The organism is Phenylobacterium sp. (assembly GCF_016793285.1).
Taxonomy (GTDB): Bacteria; Pseudomonadota; Alphaproteobacteria; order Caulobacterales; family Caulobacteraceae; genus Phenylobacterium.
This window is the reverse complement of the sequence record NZ_JAEUMO010000209.1, coordinates 1-16,874: the sequence shown is the minus strand read 5'-3', so window position 1 is coordinate 16,874 and position 16,874 is coordinate 1. Positions and strand designations below refer to the sequence as shown.

The following is a 16,874-nucleotide window of genomic DNA, read 5'->3' as shown; positions in this document are numbered from 1 at the left end:
CGCGACCGGGGCTTTAAGGGTCGGTCGAGACGAGCCCGGAGGGTCGCGTGAGCCAGCCACCTATGGAACTGGAGTGTTTCCCGGTCACCGAACGGCCGCCCGAGCTTGTGCCGGGCCGCCCGGGGCGCGCCTGGATGGACAACTTCACGGCGCGGCACCCCTATCGCTGCCTCCCGCTCGCCATGGCCAACACCTCGGGCTGGGAGCTGCTCTGCCCCATGTCGTTCACCGCCGAGTGGAACGGCGGCCCCATGCAGGGCGACATCACGCTGCGCGCCGACAGCCCCAACCCCGACTTCCACAAGCTGGCGTCCAGCCACTTCAGCCACGGGGTGCTGACGTTCCACGCCGGCTACCTGTTCCGCACGCCGCCCGGCTGGTCGATGCTGGCCCAGGGCCCGCCCAACCACGTCAAGGACGGCATCCAGCCGCTGGCGGGCGTGGTCGAGACCGACTGGCTGCCCTTCCCCTTCACGATGAACTGGATCTTCACGCGCCCCGGCCGCGTGCGCTTCGAGAAGGGCGAGCCCTTCTGCTTCATCACGCTCCTCCAGGACAAGACGCTGCACGACATCCAGCCGGTGATCCGGCGCATGGATTCGGATCCCGAGCTGCGCCACCAGTACGACGTCTGGGAAAAGCACCGCTCCGAGTTCAACCAGAAGATATTCCGCGGCGACCCGGAAGCCACCAAGGCGGCCTGGCAGCGCTACTACTTCAAGGGCGAGTTCCCCGAGGAGGCGAACGCGCCGAACCCGGAAGGGCACGTCAACAAGCGCCGCCTGAAGACCCCGAAATTCCGCTAGCGATCCCGGTTCGGGGCCCCGTCACTCGACCGCTTGCAATGCGAAAAGCCGTCTGTCATAAGGCCGCCTCTCGCACGGGGACGCCTATCGGTCCCCACGGAGCGCGGGCGTAGCTCAGGGGTAGAGCACAACCTTGCCAAGGTTGGGGTCGGGCGTTCGAATCGCCTCGCCCGCTCCAAATTTCCAGTCGACGACAGGTTCTCGCCGCCGCTTCGGCGTCCCGCGGCGGCGGCCGCTCTGCGGGCGGATCACCGCGGAGGTGCGGCGCGCTCGCGGACGACCTCCGAACCGGATCAAGCTTGACCATAACCAATTGATACGCTGGAAGTTTTATCCAGTCCGCCGCGACGGCATGCCGCGGCTGCCGAGGGGAATCCGGGCGATTCGACGCCGGACACGGCCGAGCTGCTTATCTAAGCTTTAGCCATCCTTCGCGTACCCCGGCGCGTACCAGTCAACGGGCGTGAAGGGCCTCGGTATGCGTGGGGGTTTTCGATGAGTGTGGTCGCCGTGAGCGACGCGGCGGCGCTCGCCGCCGCCCTGCGGGCTGCGCAGCCCGGCGACGTGATCGCCCTGGCCGCCGGCCGGTACGACGACGTCGCGATCAGCAAGCTGACCTTCGCCGGCGCAGGGATCACGATCACCTCGCAGGACAGCCGGTCGCCCGCCGAAATCTCGGGCCTCAACGTCCAGAACAGCGGCGGCATCACCTTCCGCGGCCTCACCCTGCTGGCCGATCCTGACGACGGCGCCATCCCGAACCTGGTGAGCGGCAGCGAGCGGATCGCGTTCGACCGCGTCTATTTCCACGGCTCCCTGAACGGCGACCCGACCGACGACGTCGGCGGGCTCCAGATCCGCGGGAGCGCCGACGTCAGCGTCACCCATTCGACGTTCGAGCAGCTCTACTGGGCGATCAGCCACCTCGACGACACGCGGCTGACGATCAGCGACAACGAGTTCCACGACCTCAGGATGGACGGCGTCCGCGGCGGCGGTTCGTCGAACGTCACCATTGCGCGGAACAGCTTCCGCGACTTCCACATCAAGGACGGCGACCACGGCGACGTGATCCAGTTCTGGACCACCAACACCACCGCCTCGGCGCACGACATCCTCGTCGAGGACAACATCTTCAGCCGCGGCGACGGCTACTACGTGCAGGGCATCTGCCTGCGCGACGAGAACGGCGGGTTGCCCTACGAGCGGGTGATCATCCGCGGCAACATCCTCGTCGGCTCGACCTACAACGCCATCACCGTCGACCACGCGGTCGACGTCGCCGTCGAGAACAACACGGTCCAGGCGCTGCTGGACCGGAACTCGTACATCCGCCTGACCCGCATCGACGGGCTGACGGTCGACGACAACGCGACCATGCGGCTGACGATCCTCGAGTCGAGCGACGTCAGCGAGACCGGGCGGGTCATCCTGGCCCCGGTGGCCGACGGCGCCGCGGCGCTGCGGGCCCTGCTCTCGCCCCGCGTCGTGTCCATGACCGGCACGTCCGCCGACGACCTGCTGCTGGGCGGCGTCACGGGCAACGTCATGCGCGGCGGCGAGGGCGACGACGTGCTGCAGGGCTCGGCCGGCTTCGACGACATCAACGGCAACCAGGGCGCCGACACGGCCTCGGGCGGTTCCGGCGACGACTGGGTGGTCGGCGGCAAGGACGACGACCGGCTGTCCGGCGACGCCGGCGACGATCTCGTCTACGGCAACCTCGGGAACGACACCTGCGAGGGAGGTTCCGGTGACGATACGCTGCGCGGCGGCCAGCAGGACGACCTGCTCTTCGGCGGCGCCGGCGACGACTACCTCTCGGGCGACCGCGGCAGCGACACCCTGACCGGCGGCGCGGGCGCCGACACCTTCCACGCATTCGGCGAGGCGGGCCTCGAGCGGATCGCCGACTTCAGCTTCGCCGAGGGCGACCGCCTCGTCCTGGACTTCGGGACGACCTATTCGCTCGCCCAGAGCGGGGCGGACACCATCGTCAGCCTGGGCGGCGGCGGGCAGGTGGTCCTGGCCGGCGTCGCCCTGTCCTCCCTCGGCGCGGGCTGGATCGCGGTCGGATAGGCGCCGCGGCCGATCAGCTCCAGGGCAGGCCGTCGAGCCAGGCGTAGAAGACGTTGTCCCGGCGCTGGCTGGTCTGGATGTCGGTCATCAGGCTCGACAGGCGGCCCTTGCCGGTGTCGCGCGCGGCGATGACCGATTGGTTGTAGGCGCGGATGTTGGTCGGGCCGGCGGGGACCGGAGGCGGTGGCGGGGCCTTGGCCTGGACCACGCCCTTGCCCTTCGCGCCGCCCTTGGCCGGCGGGGCCTTGGCGGCGGCGGCCGTCTGCACGGGGACCGAGCCCGGCGGGCCGACGTCGGAGGCGCGCACGTAGCCGGGGGCGCCCGCCACGTCGATCTCCCACCAGCCGCCGTCGGGCTGGCTGTTCTTCGGGCGGATCTCGCGGCCGACCGGCAGGTTCGTGACCACGCCGGCGGAGGCCACCGGCGCCGAGCGGACCACCGTCGCCTTGATCGCCACCAGCGACGAGGGCGGCGGCGCCGCCGGCGGGGCCGCGGCCTGCTGCTGCTGTCCCGCGGGCGCCCCGCCGGCCTTCGGCATCGACTTCCGGGTCGTGTCGGCCACGGTCGCGTAGGCCGGCGTCTGGCCGCCCAGCACGTCGGCTTCCGAGGCGCCGTCGGTCATGGCGCGGCCCTGCGTGAAGGTCTTGGCCATGCCGGTATGCTGGTCGACCACGTCGCCGGTGAGGTCGATGTCCTTCTTCAGCGCCGAGACGAGGTCCGTGCGCTCACGGCGGATCGCCTTGCGGTCCTTGTCGTTGGCGGCGCCGGCCAGGCGGGTGTTGATGTCGCCGAGCTGGCGGGCCCGGCAGTCTGCGAGCGACGTCCCGTCCGCCACGATCTGGCGCGAGACGGTGAGCTGGCGCGCCGCGTCCTGGTCGATGTTGAACGAGGCCTTCTTCAGGTCGCCGCCGGCTTCCTGTTCCTTCAGCTTCGCATAGGCGTCCGCGGTCGCCACGATGGCCACCAGGACGGCCAGCGCCGCATAGGCCTTCATGTTGTCGCCGCCGCTGCCGCTGAAGCCGCCGTAGTTGCTGACGCCGGGGATCTGCAGGCCCATGGCGCCCGAGAGCATGTCCTGGCCGAACATGGCGGCCTGCGGCGACGCCTGCGGCTGACCCTGCTGCGCCTGCGCGGCCTGCTGCTGGGCGGCGCTCTGCATGGCGAGGCCGCCGACGGCGCCCATCAGCCCGCCCATGCCGCCCATGGCGCTGCCGAAGCCGCCGCCCCCGCCGCGGCCGCCCACCGGGATGCCGCCGCTCATCACGCCCTTGGCCAGCACCATGGCGCCCTGCTTGATGCCCTCGCCGACGGCGTTGGCCATCTTGGAGCGCTTCAGGTCCTTGTAGTCCTTGTCGAGCTTGACGAGGTTCGCGCGCTCGGTCCCGCAGGCGTTCAGGACGCTGTCGTTCTTGCCCTGGGCCAGCACCGGCTGGACGCTCATGCTCAGGAGCGCCACCGCGCTCACGGAAAGGCGGAGACCCCGCCTGCGCAGCATCTGCAACATAGCCCCATCCTCCTGGAGCCCCGCCGGTTCCGCTTGGCGAAACGCGACATGGGGCCCGACACTCCCACGTTCCGGCCCGTCCGCGCAGCGGACCGGGAGACCCTATCGCGCGCCCAGGCGGTCCAGCTCGCCCTGCGCGCCCTGGTCGCCCGCCGCGACCGCCTTGCGATACCATTCGACGGCCCTGGCGCGGTTTGCCGCCACGCCCTGACCGCCTTCGTACATGATCCCCAGGTTGCGCATCGCCGCGGCGCTGCCCCGGTCTGCGGCCTGCTGGAACAGCTTCACCGCCTCGGCCGTGTTGGCCCGCACGCCCGCGCCGCGCGCGGTCAGGCTGCCCAGGCCCAGATAGCCGCGGGCGTCGCCGGCGTTCGCGGCCTGCCGGTAGTAGTCGGCGGCGCGGCCGTAGTCCTGCGTCAGGCCCGCGCCGTTCTCGAACATCACGGCCAGGCTCGACATGCCCTCGCTGTTCCCGGCCTCGGCGGCGCGCTGATACCAGGTGGCGGCCTGGACGTCGTCCTTCGCCACCGCCTCGCCGTCCTCGTAGGCGTAGCCCAGCCGCACCATGGCGTCGGTGTCGCCGGCCACCGCGGCGCGCTGGTAGAGGGTGAAGGCGCGGCGGCCGTCCTTCGGCACGCCGACGCCGCGTTCGTAGAGGTCGCCGAGCTGGGCGATGGAGGGGCCGTCGCCGGCGTCCACCGCCTTCTGCAGCCAGCCGGCCGCCTGGCGCGGGTCCTGGGCGGCGCCGCGGCCGCGCAGATAGGCCTCGGCCAGCATGCCCATCGCCGTGGCCGAGCCGCGATCGGCGGCCCGCTGCAGGGTCTGGAAACCGGCGCCCTCGTTCCTGGCGGCGCCGAAGCCGTTGAGCTGGCAGAGCGCCCAGTTGACCATGCCGCCGGAGTGGCCGGCGTCGGCCGAGCTCTTGAACCACCTGGCCGCGGCGTTGACGTCCTTGGGGGCGCCCTTGCCGGTGAGCGACATGACGCCGAGGTTGTACATGGCCGCGCCGTTGCCCTGGCCGGCGGCGGTCGACCAGTCGCGGAAGGCGGCCTTGTAGTCGCCGCGGGCGAAGGCGTCGCGGGCCGCGCCGACCAACTCCTGGCCGGGCGCCGCCGAGCGCGACGCGACCTGGAACGAGCCCGCCGGCAGCTTCTCGAGCGCGCGGATGCGGTTGGACGCGAGCTTGCGGAACGAGCCCGAGATCTCGCCACGGTCCTGGGCGTCCATGTAGGCCTTGAAGTCGGCCGGGTCGTCGGAGTCCTTGATCGACGTCCAGAAGACCTGGTCCTTCTCCCACTTGATCTTGGTGACGTCGGCGGCGGGCGCGGCCGAAGCCTGCTTCGCGGGGCCGTTGGGGTCGAAGCTCCAGTGGACGTTGGGCCAGATCCCCTGCAGGTCGGGTGTCTGCTCGCCCTCGGTCATCCGCTCGACTTCGGCCTGCACGTAGCTGGGCAGTTCGCCGACGGTGATGCCGGGCCGCGTCATGCCCTGGGTGAGGGCGATGGCGAACGGGCTGTTGGCGGCGCCCGCGGCGCCGTCCTGCGCCACCTGGCCGGGGCCGGCGGCCATCAGGGTCACGACCGCGACGCTGGTGGGGCCCGCCTCGCGCGCCAGGCCGCGGGTGTTGCCCCCCAGGCTGCGGGTCGCGGTGGGGTTGTTGCGGCAGGCGTCGAGGATGATCAGGCGCACGGCCTTCGCGCCCATCAGCGACTGGCCCAGCAGGGCCGACTCCACCGAGCTGGCGGTCAGCGTCGACTTGTTGGTCGAGATGGCGTCCTTGGGCAGCAGGTAGTTCACGCCGTCGATCATGGCCCCGTGGCCGGCGTAGTAGACGACCGCGGCCTCCGAGCCCTTGGCGTCCTCCTCGAACGCGCCGAGGCCCTCGATGAGCTGCAGGCGGCTGGGGTCGTTCAGCACCTTCACCGTGAAGCCCAGCTTCTGCAGGGTCGCCTGCACCAGCTTGGCGTCCTTGGCGGGGTTCGCGAGGCTGGGGACCTTGTCGTACTTCGAGACGCTGACGATCAGCGCCACGCGCTGCGCCGCCCATGCCCCCGGCACGACGACGACATTCAGCGCCACCGCGACGACGACCGCCTGCCAGCGGCGCGCCGACCGGGGCCGTTCCGCGGTCGCCCTACGCATCAACTTCACCCTCCAGCCGCATAGCGGGCAGGAATCCCGACCGGGACTCAACATCACCGCGCGGCGGCGATCAAGTGAAGCCGGACCGCCGCCGGCCGGCGTCCCGAATCCTATTCGTCCGCCGCGCGGCGGCGGACGCTCCGGAGGGCGAATCTTTTGTCGACGATCCGCGCGCAGGGCGCGGTCGGGCGGCGGGTCAGCGGGCCTTCGCTTCGGGGTAGACGATCCGCGAGCGCAGGTTGTCGATCACCGCCCGCGCCTCGAACGCGCGGACGTTGTCGGCCGGCTTGGGGCCACGGCCCATGACGATCTCGGCAGAGGCCTCGAACCTGTCGATGGTGCGCACGTCCACCCGGTCGGCCCAGAACGGGTCGCCCCAGAAGGGATCCCAGCCCCGCCAGCCGAAGCCGCGGCCGTAGTAGCGCCACGACGGGCGCCAGAAGCCGTAGGCGCCGTACCAGGGCCGGTAGAACGGGTCGGGCTCGACGTAGGTGCGGCTGTGCTTGTCGACGTCGCGGTCGATGATCTCGAACCAGTCGTAGCCGTTCTGGGTGGTGAGTTCGGCGGCGCGGAAGAGCAGGTAGCCCTCCACCGTCTCGCGGCTCGTCAGCGAATTGCCGGCGAAGTTCACGCGGAAGCGGTTCGGCTCCAGCTTCACCTCGGAGAAGCCCCCGGACGTCGCCCCGCCGCGGATATTGGGCTGGTAGGGCGTCGGGGTGGCGCACGCGGCCAGGCCGAGCGCGAGCGCCGCGGCGGCCAGGGTGGTGGATTTCCTAAACATTGGCAGGTCTCGAAGTCTCAGAGTTCCCATCCGGGGACCAGGAAGCTCAACACTTGGCCGCAATTGTGGTTGCCGTGTTGCGCTCAGGCGCCGCCGGTGACCGTCAGCACGTAGATCAGGCGGCCCAGCGACCCGAACAGCAGCACGGCGACCGCCAGCGCCTGGATCATGAAGCCGGCCTCGCGCTTCTTGGGGTCGGCGACATAGCCCACCTGATAGACGACCCGGCCGACGATCCAGACCAGGCCGACGGCGGCGGCGATGCGGTCGTCCCAGTAGATCGCGAACAGCCACAGCGGCACGAGGAACAGCGGCAGCCATTCCAGGGTGTTGTAGTGCGCGCGGATCGTCCGCTCGAGCACCGGGTCGCCGGTCATGGCCGGTGCGGCGATGCCGCTCTTCCCGCGTGCGCGGCCGACCTGGAGGCCCATCCAGAAGTAGACCAGCAGGGCCAGGAGCGTGACGATGGCGACCAGGGTGTGGGGCGGCATGGGATCCTCGCGCGATGCGGCGCGCCTTCAGCCGGCGCCGTCACGGCCGAGCTTGGCATGCGTCGGGCCGCGCGGGAACCGCGAGGGCGCACGAGGCCTTGTCTTGCCGACCTCCGATTGCTGGAGCGCGCCCATGGACGTCGACTCAGAGGCCATCGCGGCCATCGACTACGACGAGGATCACACCAAGCTGCTGGTCCGCTTCGCCAGCGGCGAGCGCTACGTCTACGTGGGCGTGCCGGGCGAGGTCTGCCGCGCGTTCCTGGAGGCGGATTCCAAGGGCCGGTTCTTCCACGCCGAGATCCGCGACCAGTACCCCTACAACCGGCTCGACGCCTGAGCGGTCATCCCTCGCGCTTGTCGCGCTTGGCGGCGACGCGCAGACGCAGGGCGTTCAATTTGATGAAGCCGGCCGCGTCGCGGTGGTCGTAGGCGACCTTGCCTTCCTCGAAGGTGACCAGTTCCTGGTCGTACAGCGAGTAGGGGCTCGTGCGGCCGATGACGGTGACGTTGCCCTTGTAGAGCTTCACCCGGACCTGGCCGGTGACGTTCTTCTGGCTGTAGTCGATCGCCGCCTGCAGCATCTCGCGCTCGGGGGCGAACCAGAAGCCGTTGTAGATGAGCGACGCGTACTTCGGCATCAGCTCGTCCTTCAGGTGCATGGCGCCGCGGTCGAGCGTGATCGACTCCATGCCGCGGTGGGCGTGCAGCAGGATCGTGCCGCCCGGGGTCTCGTAGACGCCGCGCGACTTCATGCCGACGTAGCGGTTCTCGACCAGGTCGAGGCGGCCCACGCCGTTGTCGTGGCCGAGCTGGTTCAGCCGGGTCAGCAGGGCGGCGGGCGAGAGCTTCTGGCCGTCGATGGCGACGGGGTCGCCGTGTTCGAAGTCCAGGGTGAAGACGGTGGGGGTGTCGGGCGCGGCCTCGGGGCTGATCGTGCGCATATGCACGAACTCGGGGGCCTCGACGGCCGGGTCTTCCAGCACCTTCCCCTCGGACGACGAGTGCAGCAGGTTGGCGTCGACGCTGAAGGGCGCCTCGCCGCGCTTGTCCTTGGTGATCGGGATCTGGTGCTTCTCGGCGAAGTCCAGCAGGGCCTCGCGGCTCTTGAAGTCCCATTCGCGCCAGGGGGCCACGACGCGGATGTCGGGCTCCAGCGCGTAGTAGGCGATCTCGAAGCGCACCTGGTCGTTGCCCTTGCCGGTGGCGCCGTGGGCGACGGCGTCCGCGCCGATCTTGCGGGCGATCTCGATCTGCTTCTTGGCGATCAGCGGCCGCGCGATCGAGGTGCCCAGCAGATACTGGCCCTCGTAGACGGTGTTGGCGCGGAACATCGGGAAGACGTAGTCGCGCACGAACTCCTCGCGCACATCCTCGACGAAGGCGTACTCCTCCTTCACGCCGAGCGTCATGGCCTTGCGGCGCGCCGGCTCGATCTCCTCGCCCTGGCCCAGGTCGGCCGTGAAGGTCGCCACCTCGGCGCCCAGCTCGGTCTGGAGCCACTTGACGATGGTGGAGCTGTCGAGGCCGCCGGAATAGGCGAGGACGACCTTCTTGGGCTTGTCGGCCATGTCGATAGGAGCCTTCGGGTGAAGAGGTGAGGAAGTCGCGCGCCTTTAAGGGCACGCGGCCCCGCGGTTCAAGCGGGAATAGGGTTCAGGCGGGAATGGGGTTCAGGCGCTCACCGCGCCCTCGTCCTCGAGCGTTCGCAGACTGCCGCGGAGCCATGTGAGGCACACGACGGCGAACAGGCCGGCCAGCGTGACGCGCACGAGGAACAGGATCACGCCGCCCTGGGCGTCCAGGCCGCCGGCGGACGACATCGCCGAAAGGCCGAGCCCGATCAGCAGCGGCGCGCCGAACATGATCCCGAGCGCGAGGTTGCGGGCGAGCCGCACGCCGCCCCACATCGGCATCCTCACGCCGGCTGGCACGCGCTTCAGCGCTCCGCGGCTGGTCGAGGCGATCAGCGCCATGGCCAGGATCCACAGGCCGTCGGCGATGTAGTGGAGCGCGGTCAGCATCTAGACGGTGACCTGCGTCCCCATCTCGACCACGCGGCCCGGCGGTATCTTGTAGAAGTCGGTCGGGTTGGCGGCGTTCTTCATCAGGAAGATGAAGAGCTTGTCCTGCCAGAGCGGCATGCCCGACTGCGCCGACGGCACCACGCTGCGCCGCCCCAGGAAGAAGCTGGTGGCCATGATGTCGAACTTCAGGCCCAGCTTGCGGCAGAGACCCAGGGCCTTGGGGATGTTCGGGCTCTCCATGAAGCCGTAGGCGATGATCAGCTTCTTGAAGTCGTCGTTCAGCGGCTCGATCCGGACCCGCTTCTCCTCGGCGACCCGCGGCGTCTCGGCCGTGTGGATCGTCAGGATGATGTTCTTCTCGTGCAGCACCTTGTTGTGCTTGAGGTTGTGCATCAGCGCGACGGGCGCGATGTCGGGGTCGCTGGTCAGGAAGATGGCGGTGCCGGGCGCGCGATAGGGGCTGCGGGCCTTCAGGATGTCGGCCAGCTCGGCCAGGGGCACGGAGTCGCGCCGGCTCTTGTCGTAGAGGATCTGCGCGCCGCGGGTCCAGGTCCACATGATCACCACCAGCGCCCCGCCCAGCGCCAGCGGCAGCCAGGCGCCGTGGAAGAACTTGAGCAGGTTGGAGGTGATGAACACCACGTCCAGCACGCCGAACGCGGTCGACGCGGCGACCGCCTGCCAGACCGGCCGCTTCCAGAGGTGGCGGACGATGAAGAAGAACAGCAGGGTGTCGACGAACATCGCGCCGGTGACGGCGATGCCGTAGGCCGAGGCCAGGTTCGAGCTGGTGCGGAAGACGAACAGCAGCAGCAGCACGCCCACCAGCAGGAAGGTGTTCACCTGCGGCACGTAGATCTGCCCGGCCTGGGTCTCGGAGGTGCGGCGGATGTCGATCCGCGGGAACAGGCCCAGCGACACGGCCTGCTGGGTCATCGAGAAGGCGCCGGTGATCACCGCCTGGCTCGCGATCACCGTGGCGATGGTCGCCAGGATCAGCACCGGCCAGTAGGCGATCTCGGGAATCATCTCGAAGAAGGGATTGGACCGCGCCTCGGGGTTCGCGAGCACCAGGGCGCCCTGGCCCAGGTAGTTCACGAGCAGGCAGGGCAGCACGAAGCCCAGCCAGGCGACGCGGATCGGCTTCTTCCCGAAGTGGCCCATATCGGCGTACAGCGCCTCGGCGCCGGTCACGGCCAGGAAGACGCTGCCCAGGATCACGAAGCCCAGGAAGCCGTTGTCGAGCAGGAAGCTGACCCCGTAGTGCGGCGAGAGCGCGCGGAAGACCGAGAGGTCGTCGGCCAGGTGGTAGAAGCCCAGGCCCGCCAGCGTCAGGAACCACACCGCGGTGATCGGCCCGAAGAACTTGGCGACCAGCGCCGTGCCGCGCGACTGCACGAGGAAGAGCGCGATCAGGATGCCCGCCGAGATCGGCAGGACCAGGCCGTCGGCGCTCTTGGGCACGCCCGGCGCGTCGCGCAGGCCCTCGACGGCCGAAAGCACCGACACCGCCGGCGTGATGATGCCGTCGCCGTAGAACAGCGCCGCGCCGAACACCGCCAGGAAGAACACGAACGTCGAGCGTCGCGGCATCACCCGCTGGGCCAGGGCCATGAGCGCGAGCGTGCCGCCCTCGCCCTTGTTGTCGGCCCGCATGAGGAAGATCACGTACTTGACCGTGACGATCAGGATCAGCGCCCAGGTGATCAGCGAGACCACGCCGAGCACGGCCATCTCGCCGCCGCCGCCGCCGCGCGAATGCCCCAGCGCCTCGCGCATGGCGTAGAGGGGACTGGTGCCGATGTCGCCGAACACCACCCCGATCGAGCCGAGCGCGAGCGCCCAGAAACCCTCCGCGTGCGCGGAGTGTCCGTTGGCCTGACCGCCGGGGGCCGAGCCGTTCGGGGAATGCGACGGGTCTTCGGACGGCTTTCCGTCGACGGCCTGCTCAGCCATCCAGTATCTCCGGGGAGCCCCGCGAGGTCCCCAAGGCGGCCCCATGCCGTCGCGGCGGGCGCGAATACACCCAATCCGGGCGCCGTTCAATCGCATGGCGCCGGTCAGGCGAATAGCTGCAACCTGGGCCTTGAACGGCTTATCGGCCGCCCGGGTTTCGGGCCGCCGCGCTGGAGGGACGCACATGGATCGCAAACTGGCGCTGGTGACGGGCGCTTCGGCGGGCATCGGCGCGGGCTTCGCGCGCGCCCTCGCCGGGCGCGGCTACGACCTGGCGCTGACCGCGCGGCGGGCCGCCCGGCTGGACGCGCTCGCCGGCGAGATCCGCGCGCGTCACGGTGTCGAGGCGCTGACGGTGGCGGCCGATCTCGCCGATCCCGAGGCGCCCGGCGGGATCCTGGACCACCTGGCCGCGCGCGGCCGATCGGTCGACGTGCTGATCAACAACGCCGGCTACGGACTGGGCGGGACCTACGCCGAGACGTCGTGGGCCGACCAGCAGGCCTTCGTGCAGGTGATGGTGACGGCGCCCTGCGAGCTGGCGCACCGGGTCGCGGGCGGCATGCGCGAGCGGCGCTTCGGGCGGATCGTCAACGTGGCGTCGCTGGCGGGCCTGCTGCCGGCCGCGGGGGGACACACGCTCTACGCCGCGTCGAAGGCGTTCCTCGTGCGGTTCTCCCAGAGCCTGCACCTGGAGCTGCGGCCGCTCGGCGTGCATGTGACCGCGCTGTGTCCGGGCTTCACCTGGACCGAGTTCCATGACGTGAACGGCACGCGCGAACGCGCCGACGCCTCGCTGCCCCGCTGGATCTGGCAGGACGCCGGGGCGGTGGTGGAGGCCGGCTGGCGCGCCGCGGAGGCCAACCGCCCCGTCTGCGTGCCGGGCGCGGTCAACAAGGCCATCGCCGGCTTCGCCCGCGCGATCCCGGAGGACTGGGCCCTGGCCCTGATGGCCAGCCAGAGCGGGCGGTTGCGGAAGACATGAGTTGCTCCCCCCGGGGGGAGAAACCCGGTCTAGTGCCCGTAGGGCTTGGCCACGCTCGGGCGGATGAAGCCGGTGGTGCTCTCGGCGAGGCCGGCCAGGATGAACTGGACCGCGAGTGCGCAGAGGATCAGGCCCAGCACGCGCACGACGATGGTGAGGCCGATGCGGCCCAGGAGGCGGGTCAGGATCGGGGTCGCCAGGAACGACAGCAGGGTGGCCAGGCCCACGGCGGCGATCGCGCCCACGCCCACGGCGGCGCCCTGCATGCCGAACTGGCGCGCCTGGCTGGCGTAGATCACCACCGTCGAGATCGCGCCGGGACCGATCAGCAGCGGCATGGCGAACGGCACGATCATCCGCTCGAAGCGCTTCCTGACGAACGCGCGGCCGGTGCCGGTCGTGGTGTCCGCCGCCTCGGTGAAGCTGGCGGTGAAGTCGTCGCGGGCCATCTCCAGGCCCAGCAGAAGCAGGATGATCCCGCCCGCGATCCGGAACGCCGCCAGCGAGATCCCGAAGAACTCCAGCAGGCTGAGCCCCGAGAAGTAGAAGAAGGTCAGGAAGCCGAAGACGAACAGCGAGATGTAGAGCGCGATCCAGGCGCGATCGCGCGATTTCACGCCACCCGTCGCCGCCGCGAACAGCGGCACGTTGCCGACCGGATCGATCAGCGCGAACAGGGCGACGAAGAAGTTGACCGCGAACTCGGCCTGGCTCATGCAGGGCTCTTAGCCCACATCGCCATCCGCGGACCACCCCCGCGCCCGAACGGAGCCTGTCATCATGGCCGCCGCCGCCCTTGCGCAAGCCTCCACCGTCAAGGCCGATCCGCGGCTGATCGTCCCGCTGGACCTGCCGTCCGTGGCCGAGGCGCGGGCGATGGTCGAGGCGCTGGGCGAGGCGGTCAGCTTCTACAAGGTGGGGCTGGAGCTGTTCGCGGGCGGCGAGGGCATGACCCTGGCGCGCGACCTGAAGGCGGCCGGCAAGCAGGTGTTCCTCGACTGGAAGCTGCACGACATCGGGACGACCGTACAGCGGGCGGCGGCGGTGCTGGCGGGCTCGGGCTGCGACTTCCTGACGGTGCATGGCGAGCCGCAGGTCATGGCCTCGGCGGTGCGCGGCCGCGGATCGTCGGGCCTCAGGATCCTGGCCGTGACCGTGCTGACCAGCCTGACCGACGCGGACCTGATCGAGACCGGCTACCACGAGAGCGCCCGCGCCCTGGTCGAGCGGCGCATCCACCAGGCCATCGCCGCCGGCTGCGACGGCGTGATCGCCAGCCCGCACGAGGCGGCGCTGGCCCGCGCGCTCGGCGGCAAGGACTTCCTGGTGGTCACGCCCGGCGTGCGGCCCGACTGGTCGGCCAGGAACGATCAGGCCCGCGCCGCCACGCCGCTCGACGCCCTGCGGGCCGGCGCCAGCCACATCGTCTGCGGCCGCCCGATCACCGCGGCGAACGACCCCGCCGCCGCGGCGCGCCGGGTGGCTGGGGAGATGGCGGGGGCCCTGCCCTAGTGTGCTGGATCTGAAGTGCGCCTGCTTCCGGGTTGAGCGCCGAGCGAACACGCGCTTGCGAACTTCGGAATCGGAACCCTAGAAGTCGACCGCGATGCCCTTGCGCTCCCAGTCGCCGAAGCGGGTGGGTTCGGGGCCCCTTGGGCCGCCGTCCTCGTGCGGCCTTTCGGCGGCGTGCTCGGTCCGGCGGCGGGCTTCGGCCTCTTCGAGGGCGCGGCGGGCGGCCGGTGGGAGCTCCTTGCCCGGGGCGGCGTTCGGCGGCGTCTCGTCCATGCGGGAAACTTAAGCGCTTGCGCGCGGGGCTCCAAGCGGGCACACGCCGCGCGCCGTGAACGATACCCCCGATATCGCGGGCCTCCCCGCCCGCGCCGCCGCGCTCGATCTCCTTGCCACCGCGCTCGCCCGCCGGGCCGGCCTGGACGAGGGCCTGAACCATCCCGCCATGTCCGCGCTCGCCCCGCGCGACCGCGCCTTCGCGCGGGCGGTAGTCATGGCGACGCTGCGCCACCTGGGGGCCATCGACGCCGTCCTGCAGTCGCGGCTGAAGAAGCCGCCGCCCGAGCGCATCGTGCATGCGCTGCGCCTCGGCGTGGCCCAGCTCTTCGTGCTGAAGACGCCCCCGCACGCCGCGGTCGGCGCGACGGTCGACGTCGTCGCGGCCCAGAAGGGCGGCGCCGCGTTCAAGGGCCTGGCCAACGCGGTGCTGCGCGGCCTGACCCGCGAGCCGCCGGCGCTCGACGATCCGGACCTGCTGCTGCCCACCTGGCTCGCCGCCCGCTGGCGCGCGGCCTACGGCGAGGCCGACGCCCGTGCGATCGCCGCCGTGGTCCCCCTGGAGCCGGCCACCGACCTCACCATCCAGGCCACCGGCGCGACCGAGCGCAGCGGCCAGAAGGGCGACGTGTCGGCCTGGGACGGCTTCGCGGACGGCGCATGGTGGGTGCAGGACGCTTCGGCCGCCGTGCCCGCGCGGCTGCTGGACGTGAAGCCCGGCGAGACGGCGCTCGACCTCTGCGCGGCGCCCGGCGGCAAGACGCTGCAACTCGCCGCGGCCGGCGCGAAGGTGGTGGCGCTGGACCGCTCGGCGGGCCGCATCAGGCGCGTCAGCGAGAACCTGGCGCGGACCGGCCTGGGCGCCGAGGTGGTGGTTGCCGACGCCGCCGAGTGGAAGGACGGGCGCACGTTCGACGCCGTGCTGCTCGACGCGCCCTGCTCGGCGACCGGCACGTTCCGCCGCCATCCCGACGTGCTGTGGGTGGCGAGTCCCGCCGACATTCCCAAGCTCGCCGCCGTCCAGGCCCGCCTGCTCGACAGCGCCGCGCGGCGGGTGAAGCCGGGCGGCCGGCTCGTCTACTGCGTCTGCTCGCTGGAGCCCGAGGAGGGCGAGGGCCAGGTCGCGGCGTTCCTCGCCCGCACGCCCGGCTTCGTCCTCGACCCGATCGCCGAGGGGGAGGGCGCCGCCCCCGCCGCCAGCCGGCGCGACGACGGCGCGCTGCGCATCCTGCCGCATCATCGCGAGGGCGGGACCGACGGCTTCTACGTGGCCCGCCTGCGCAGGCGCTGAACGGCGGGAGTGGTGCGGAGGCCCGCATCACGTTAAGCCCGTCGCATGGCCAAGCCTGACGTGATCATCGCGCCCTCGATCCTGGCGAGCGACTTCGCGCGGCTGGGGGCGGAGGTGGCGGCGATCGAAGCCGCCGGCGCCGACTGGGTCCACGTCGACGTGATGGACGGCCACTTCGTGCCGAACATCACCATCGGCCCCGACGTGGTGAAGGCCCTGCGTCCCCATTCGACGCTGCCGTTCGACTGCCACCTGATGATCTCGCCGGCCGACCCCTACATCGAGGCGTTCCGCGAGGCCGGGGCCGACTACATCTCGGTGCACCCGGAGGCCGGGCCGCATCTGAACCGGACGCTGAAGCTGATCCGCAAGACGGGTGCGAAGGCGGGCGTGGTGTTCAATCCGTCGACCGACCCCAGCGTGATCCAGTGGATGATGGACGAGGTCGACCTGATCCTCGTCATGTCGATCAACCCGGGCTTCGGCGGCCAGACCTTCATGCATTCCCAGCTTCGCAAGATCGAGGCGCTCCGTAGGATGATAGACGCCGAGGGGCGCGACATCCCGCTGGAGGTCGACGGGGGCGTCACGCCGGAGACGGCGAAACTCTGCATCGCGGCGGGGGCGACCGCGTTGGTGGCGGGGACCGCGGTGTTCCGCGGCGGCCCGTCCGCCTACGCCGCCAACATCGCCGCCCTGCGCGGCTAGGCGTCCCGGCTTGGCCGGCGTCCCGCGGATTCCCGGCCGCCACCTGGCGCTGGCGCTCTGGGCGGGCGCGGGCGGCGCGCTCTCGGAGGAATGGCGCGCATCGGGACTGCACCGCTGGGCGACGTCGCGCCCGCGCCCGGACGGCTTCGGGATCGCGCCGCGGGACTTCCGGCCGCCCGACGTCGAGGCCGGCCGCGCGGTGCTGGCGGGCGCCTTCGTGCTGGCGGGCCAGACCCTGGCCAGCGGCGTGCGCGGCGACCCCTGGGACCGCCCCAGCCCCAGCCGCGCCTTCGCCGAGGCCCTGCACCGCTTCGACTGG

The 16,874-nt window shown here is 71.1% G+C and carries 16 protein-coding genes, 1 tRNA gene and 1 pseudogene; 9 read left to right on the top strand and 9 right to left on the bottom strand.

Features of this window, described 5'->3' with window-relative positions; genetic code table 11:
* The first annotated feature begins 62 nt into the window (after positions 1–62).
* The 3 genes from JNL41_RS18495 (at position 63) to JNL41_RS18485 (ending at position 2,885) form a co-directional block, all read left to right on the top strand.
* Positions 63–806 (top strand): DUF6065 family protein, encoded by a 744-nt coding sequence (locus JNL41_RS18495; RefSeq protein WP_293477542.1) that lies wholly within the window; start codon positions 63–65, stop codon positions 804–806.
* A gap of 103 nt (positions 807–909) precedes the next feature.
* Positions 910–984 (top strand) — tRNA-Gly (locus tag JNL41_RS18490).
* Between the two features lie 317 nt (positions 985–1,301).
* Positions 1,302–2,885, top strand: coding sequence for a right-handed parallel beta-helix repeat-containing protein (locus tag JNL41_RS18485; RefSeq protein WP_293477496.1), 1,584 nt, complete (start codon positions 1,302–1,304; stop codon positions 2,883–2,885).
* A gap of 13 nt (positions 2,886–2,898) precedes the next feature.
* On the opposite strand, the gene JNL41_RS18480 is transcribed toward JNL41_RS18485, so the two are convergent.
* The 4 genes from JNL41_RS18480 to JNL41_RS18465 all read right to left on the bottom strand — a co-directional run bounded on the left by JNL41_RS18480 (position 2,899) and on the right by JNL41_RS18465 (position 7,803).
* Positions 2,899–4,389 (bottom strand): hypothetical protein, encoded by a 1,491-nt coding sequence (locus JNL41_RS18480; protein WP_293477494.1) that lies wholly within the window; start codon positions 4,387–4,389, stop codon positions 2,899–2,901.
* A 102-nt stretch (positions 4,390–4,491) separates the two neighbouring features.
* Positions 4,492–6,531 (bottom strand): caspase family protein, encoded by a 2,040-nt coding sequence (locus tag JNL41_RS18475; RefSeq protein WP_293477493.1) that lies wholly within the window; start codon positions 6,529–6,531, stop codon positions 4,492–4,494.
* Positions 6,532–6,727: 196 nt separating this feature from the next.
* On the bottom strand, positions 6,728–7,312 hold the full coding sequence (locus JNL41_RS18470; RefSeq protein ID WP_293477492.1) for a hypothetical protein: 585 nt from the start codon (positions 7,310–7,312) through the stop codon (positions 6,728–6,730).
* 83 nt (positions 7,313–7,395) lie between these two features.
* The gene (locus JNL41_RS18465; RefSeq protein WP_293477491.1) at positions 7,396–7,803 is read right to left on the bottom strand and encodes an MAPEG family protein; all 408 of its coding nucleotides are present in this window, start codon (positions 7,801–7,803) and stop codon (positions 7,396–7,398) included.
* Between the two features lie 133 nt (positions 7,804–7,936).
* On the opposite strand from JNL41_RS18465, the gene JNL41_RS18460 reads away from it, so the two are divergent.
* Positions 7,937–8,143 carry a KTSC domain-containing protein gene (locus tag JNL41_RS18460; protein WP_293477490.1) on the top strand — a complete coding sequence of 69 codons (207 nt, stop codon included), beginning with the start codon at positions 7,937–7,939 and terminating at the stop codon, positions 8,141–8,143.
* A 4-nt stretch (positions 8,144–8,147) separates the two neighbouring features.
* On the opposite strand, the gene JNL41_RS18455 is transcribed toward JNL41_RS18460, so the two are convergent.
* The 3 genes from JNL41_RS18455 to JNL41_RS18445 form a co-directional block, all read right to left on the bottom strand.
* Complete coding sequence (locus JNL41_RS18455; RefSeq protein WP_293477489.1) at positions 8,148–9,374, bottom strand: argininosuccinate synthase; 1,227 nt, start codon at positions 9,372–9,374, stop codon at positions 8,148–8,150.
* 102 nt (positions 9,375–9,476) lie between these two features.
* Entirely contained in the window at positions 9,477–9,827 is a 351-nt protein-coding gene (locus JNL41_RS18450) for a hypothetical protein (RefSeq protein ID WP_293477488.1), read from the bottom strand.
* Positions 9,828–11,786 carry a potassium transporter Kup gene (locus JNL41_RS18445; RefSeq protein ID WP_293477487.1) on the bottom strand — a complete coding sequence of 653 codons (1,959 nt, stop codon included), beginning with the start codon at positions 11,784–11,786 and terminating at the stop codon, positions 9,828–9,830.
* A gap of 184 nt (positions 11,787–11,970) precedes the next feature.
* Here JNL41_RS18445 and JNL41_RS18440 point away from each other — a divergent pair, with 184 nt between their 5' ends.
* Positions 11,971–12,771: an SDR family oxidoreductase gene (locus JNL41_RS18440; protein ID WP_293477486.1), complete on the top strand. Its 801-nt coding sequence runs from the start codon at positions 11,971–11,973 to the stop codon at positions 12,769–12,771.
* Between the two features lie 29 nt (positions 12,772–12,800).
* On the opposite strand, the gene JNL41_RS18435 is transcribed toward JNL41_RS18440, so the two are convergent.
* Positions 12,801–13,487, bottom strand: coding sequence for a MarC family protein (locus tag JNL41_RS18435; RefSeq protein WP_293477485.1), 687 nt, complete (start codon positions 13,485–13,487; stop codon positions 12,801–12,803).
* 64 nt (positions 13,488–13,551) lie between these two features.
* Here JNL41_RS18435 and pyrF point away from each other — a divergent pair, with 64 nt between their 5' ends.
* Entirely contained in the window at positions 13,552–14,283 is a 732-nt protein-coding gene (gene pyrF / locus JNL41_RS18430; protein WP_293477484.1) for an orotidine-5'-phosphate decarboxylase, read from the top strand.
* A 78-nt stretch (positions 14,284–14,361) separates the two neighbouring features.
* Here pyrF and JNL41_RS18425 read toward each other — a convergent pair whose 3' ends face one another.
* Complete coding sequence (locus JNL41_RS18425) at positions 14,362–14,556, bottom strand: DUF1674 domain-containing protein (protein ID WP_293477483.1); 195 nt, start codon at positions 14,554–14,556, stop codon at positions 14,362–14,364.
* Positions 14,557–14,611: 55 nt separating this feature from the next.
* On the opposite strand from JNL41_RS18425, the gene JNL41_RS18420 reads away from it, so the two are divergent.
* From JNL41_RS18420 to JNL41_RS18410, 3 genes and pseudogenes are all read left to right on the top strand, one after another.
* The gene (locus JNL41_RS18420; RefSeq protein WP_293477482.1) at positions 14,612–15,847 is read left to right on the top strand and encodes a transcription antitermination factor NusB; all 1,236 of its coding nucleotides are present in this window, start codon (positions 14,612–14,614) and stop codon (positions 15,845–15,847) included.
* A 45-nt stretch (positions 15,848–15,892) separates the two neighbouring features.
* Positions 15,893–16,555: a ribulose-phosphate 3-epimerase gene (gene rpe / locus JNL41_RS18415; RefSeq protein WP_293477481.1), complete on the top strand. Its 663-nt coding sequence runs from the start codon at positions 15,893–15,895 to the stop codon at positions 16,553–16,555.
* Positions 16,556–16,565: 10 nt separating this feature from the next.
* Positions 16,566–16,874, top strand: a pseudogene (locus tag JNL41_RS18410) (heparinase); the annotation flags it as partial.

Excerpts from the sequence above, each read along its gene's own strand:
- JNL41_RS18495 (WP_293477542.1), top strand. The coding sequence starts at position 63 with ATGGAACTGGAGTGTTTCCCGGTCACCGAACGGCCGCCCGAGCTTGTG.
- JNL41_RS18485 (WP_293477496.1), top strand. The coding sequence starts at position 1,302 with ATGAGTGTGGTCGCCGTGAGCGACGCGGCGGCGCTCGCCGCCGCCCTG.
- JNL41_RS18480 (WP_293477494.1), bottom strand. The coding sequence starts at position 4,389 with ATGTTGCAGATGCTGCGCAGGCGGGGTCTCCGCCTTTCCGTGAGCGCG.
- JNL41_RS18475 (WP_293477493.1), bottom strand. The coding sequence starts at position 6,531 with ATGCGTAGGGCGACCGCGGAACGGCCCCGGTCGGCGCGCCGCTGGCAG.
- JNL41_RS18470 (WP_293477492.1), bottom strand. The coding sequence starts at position 7,312 with ATGTTTAGGAAATCCACCACCCTGGCCGCCGCGGCGCTCGCGCTCGGC.
- JNL41_RS18465 (WP_293477491.1), bottom strand. The coding sequence starts at position 7,803 with ATGCCGCCCCACACCCTGGTCGCCATCGTCACGCTCCTGGCCCTGCTG.
- JNL41_RS18460 (WP_293477490.1), top strand. The coding sequence starts at position 7,937 with ATGGACGTCGACTCAGAGGCCATCGCGGCCATCGACTACGACGAGGAT.
- JNL41_RS18455 (WP_293477489.1), bottom strand. The coding sequence starts at position 9,374 with ATGGCCGACAAGCCCAAGAAGGTCGTCCTCGCCTATTCCGGCGGCCTC.
- JNL41_RS18450 (WP_293477488.1), bottom strand. The coding sequence starts at position 9,827 with ATGCTGACCGCGCTCCACTACATCGCCGACGGCCTGTGGATCCTGGCC.
- JNL41_RS18445 (WP_293477487.1), bottom strand. The coding sequence starts at position 11,786 with ATGGCTGAGCAGGCCGTCGACGGAAAGCCGTCCGAAGACCCGTCGCAT.
- JNL41_RS18440 (WP_293477486.1), top strand. The coding sequence starts at position 11,971 with ATGGATCGCAAACTGGCGCTGGTGACGGGCGCTTCGGCGGGCATCGGC.
- JNL41_RS18435 (WP_293477485.1), bottom strand. The coding sequence starts at position 13,487 with ATGAGCCAGGCCGAGTTCGCGGTCAACTTCTTCGTCGCCCTGTTCGCG.
- pyrF (WP_293477484.1), top strand. The coding sequence starts at position 13,552 with ATGGCCGCCGCCGCCCTTGCGCAAGCCTCCACCGTCAAGGCCGATCCG.
- JNL41_RS18425 (WP_293477483.1), bottom strand. The coding sequence starts at position 14,556 with ATGGACGAGACGCCGCCGAACGCCGCCCCGGGCAAGGAGCTCCCACCG.
- rpe (WP_293477481.1), top strand. The coding sequence starts at position 15,893 with ATGGCCAAGCCTGACGTGATCATCGCGCCCTCGATCCTGGCGAGCGAC.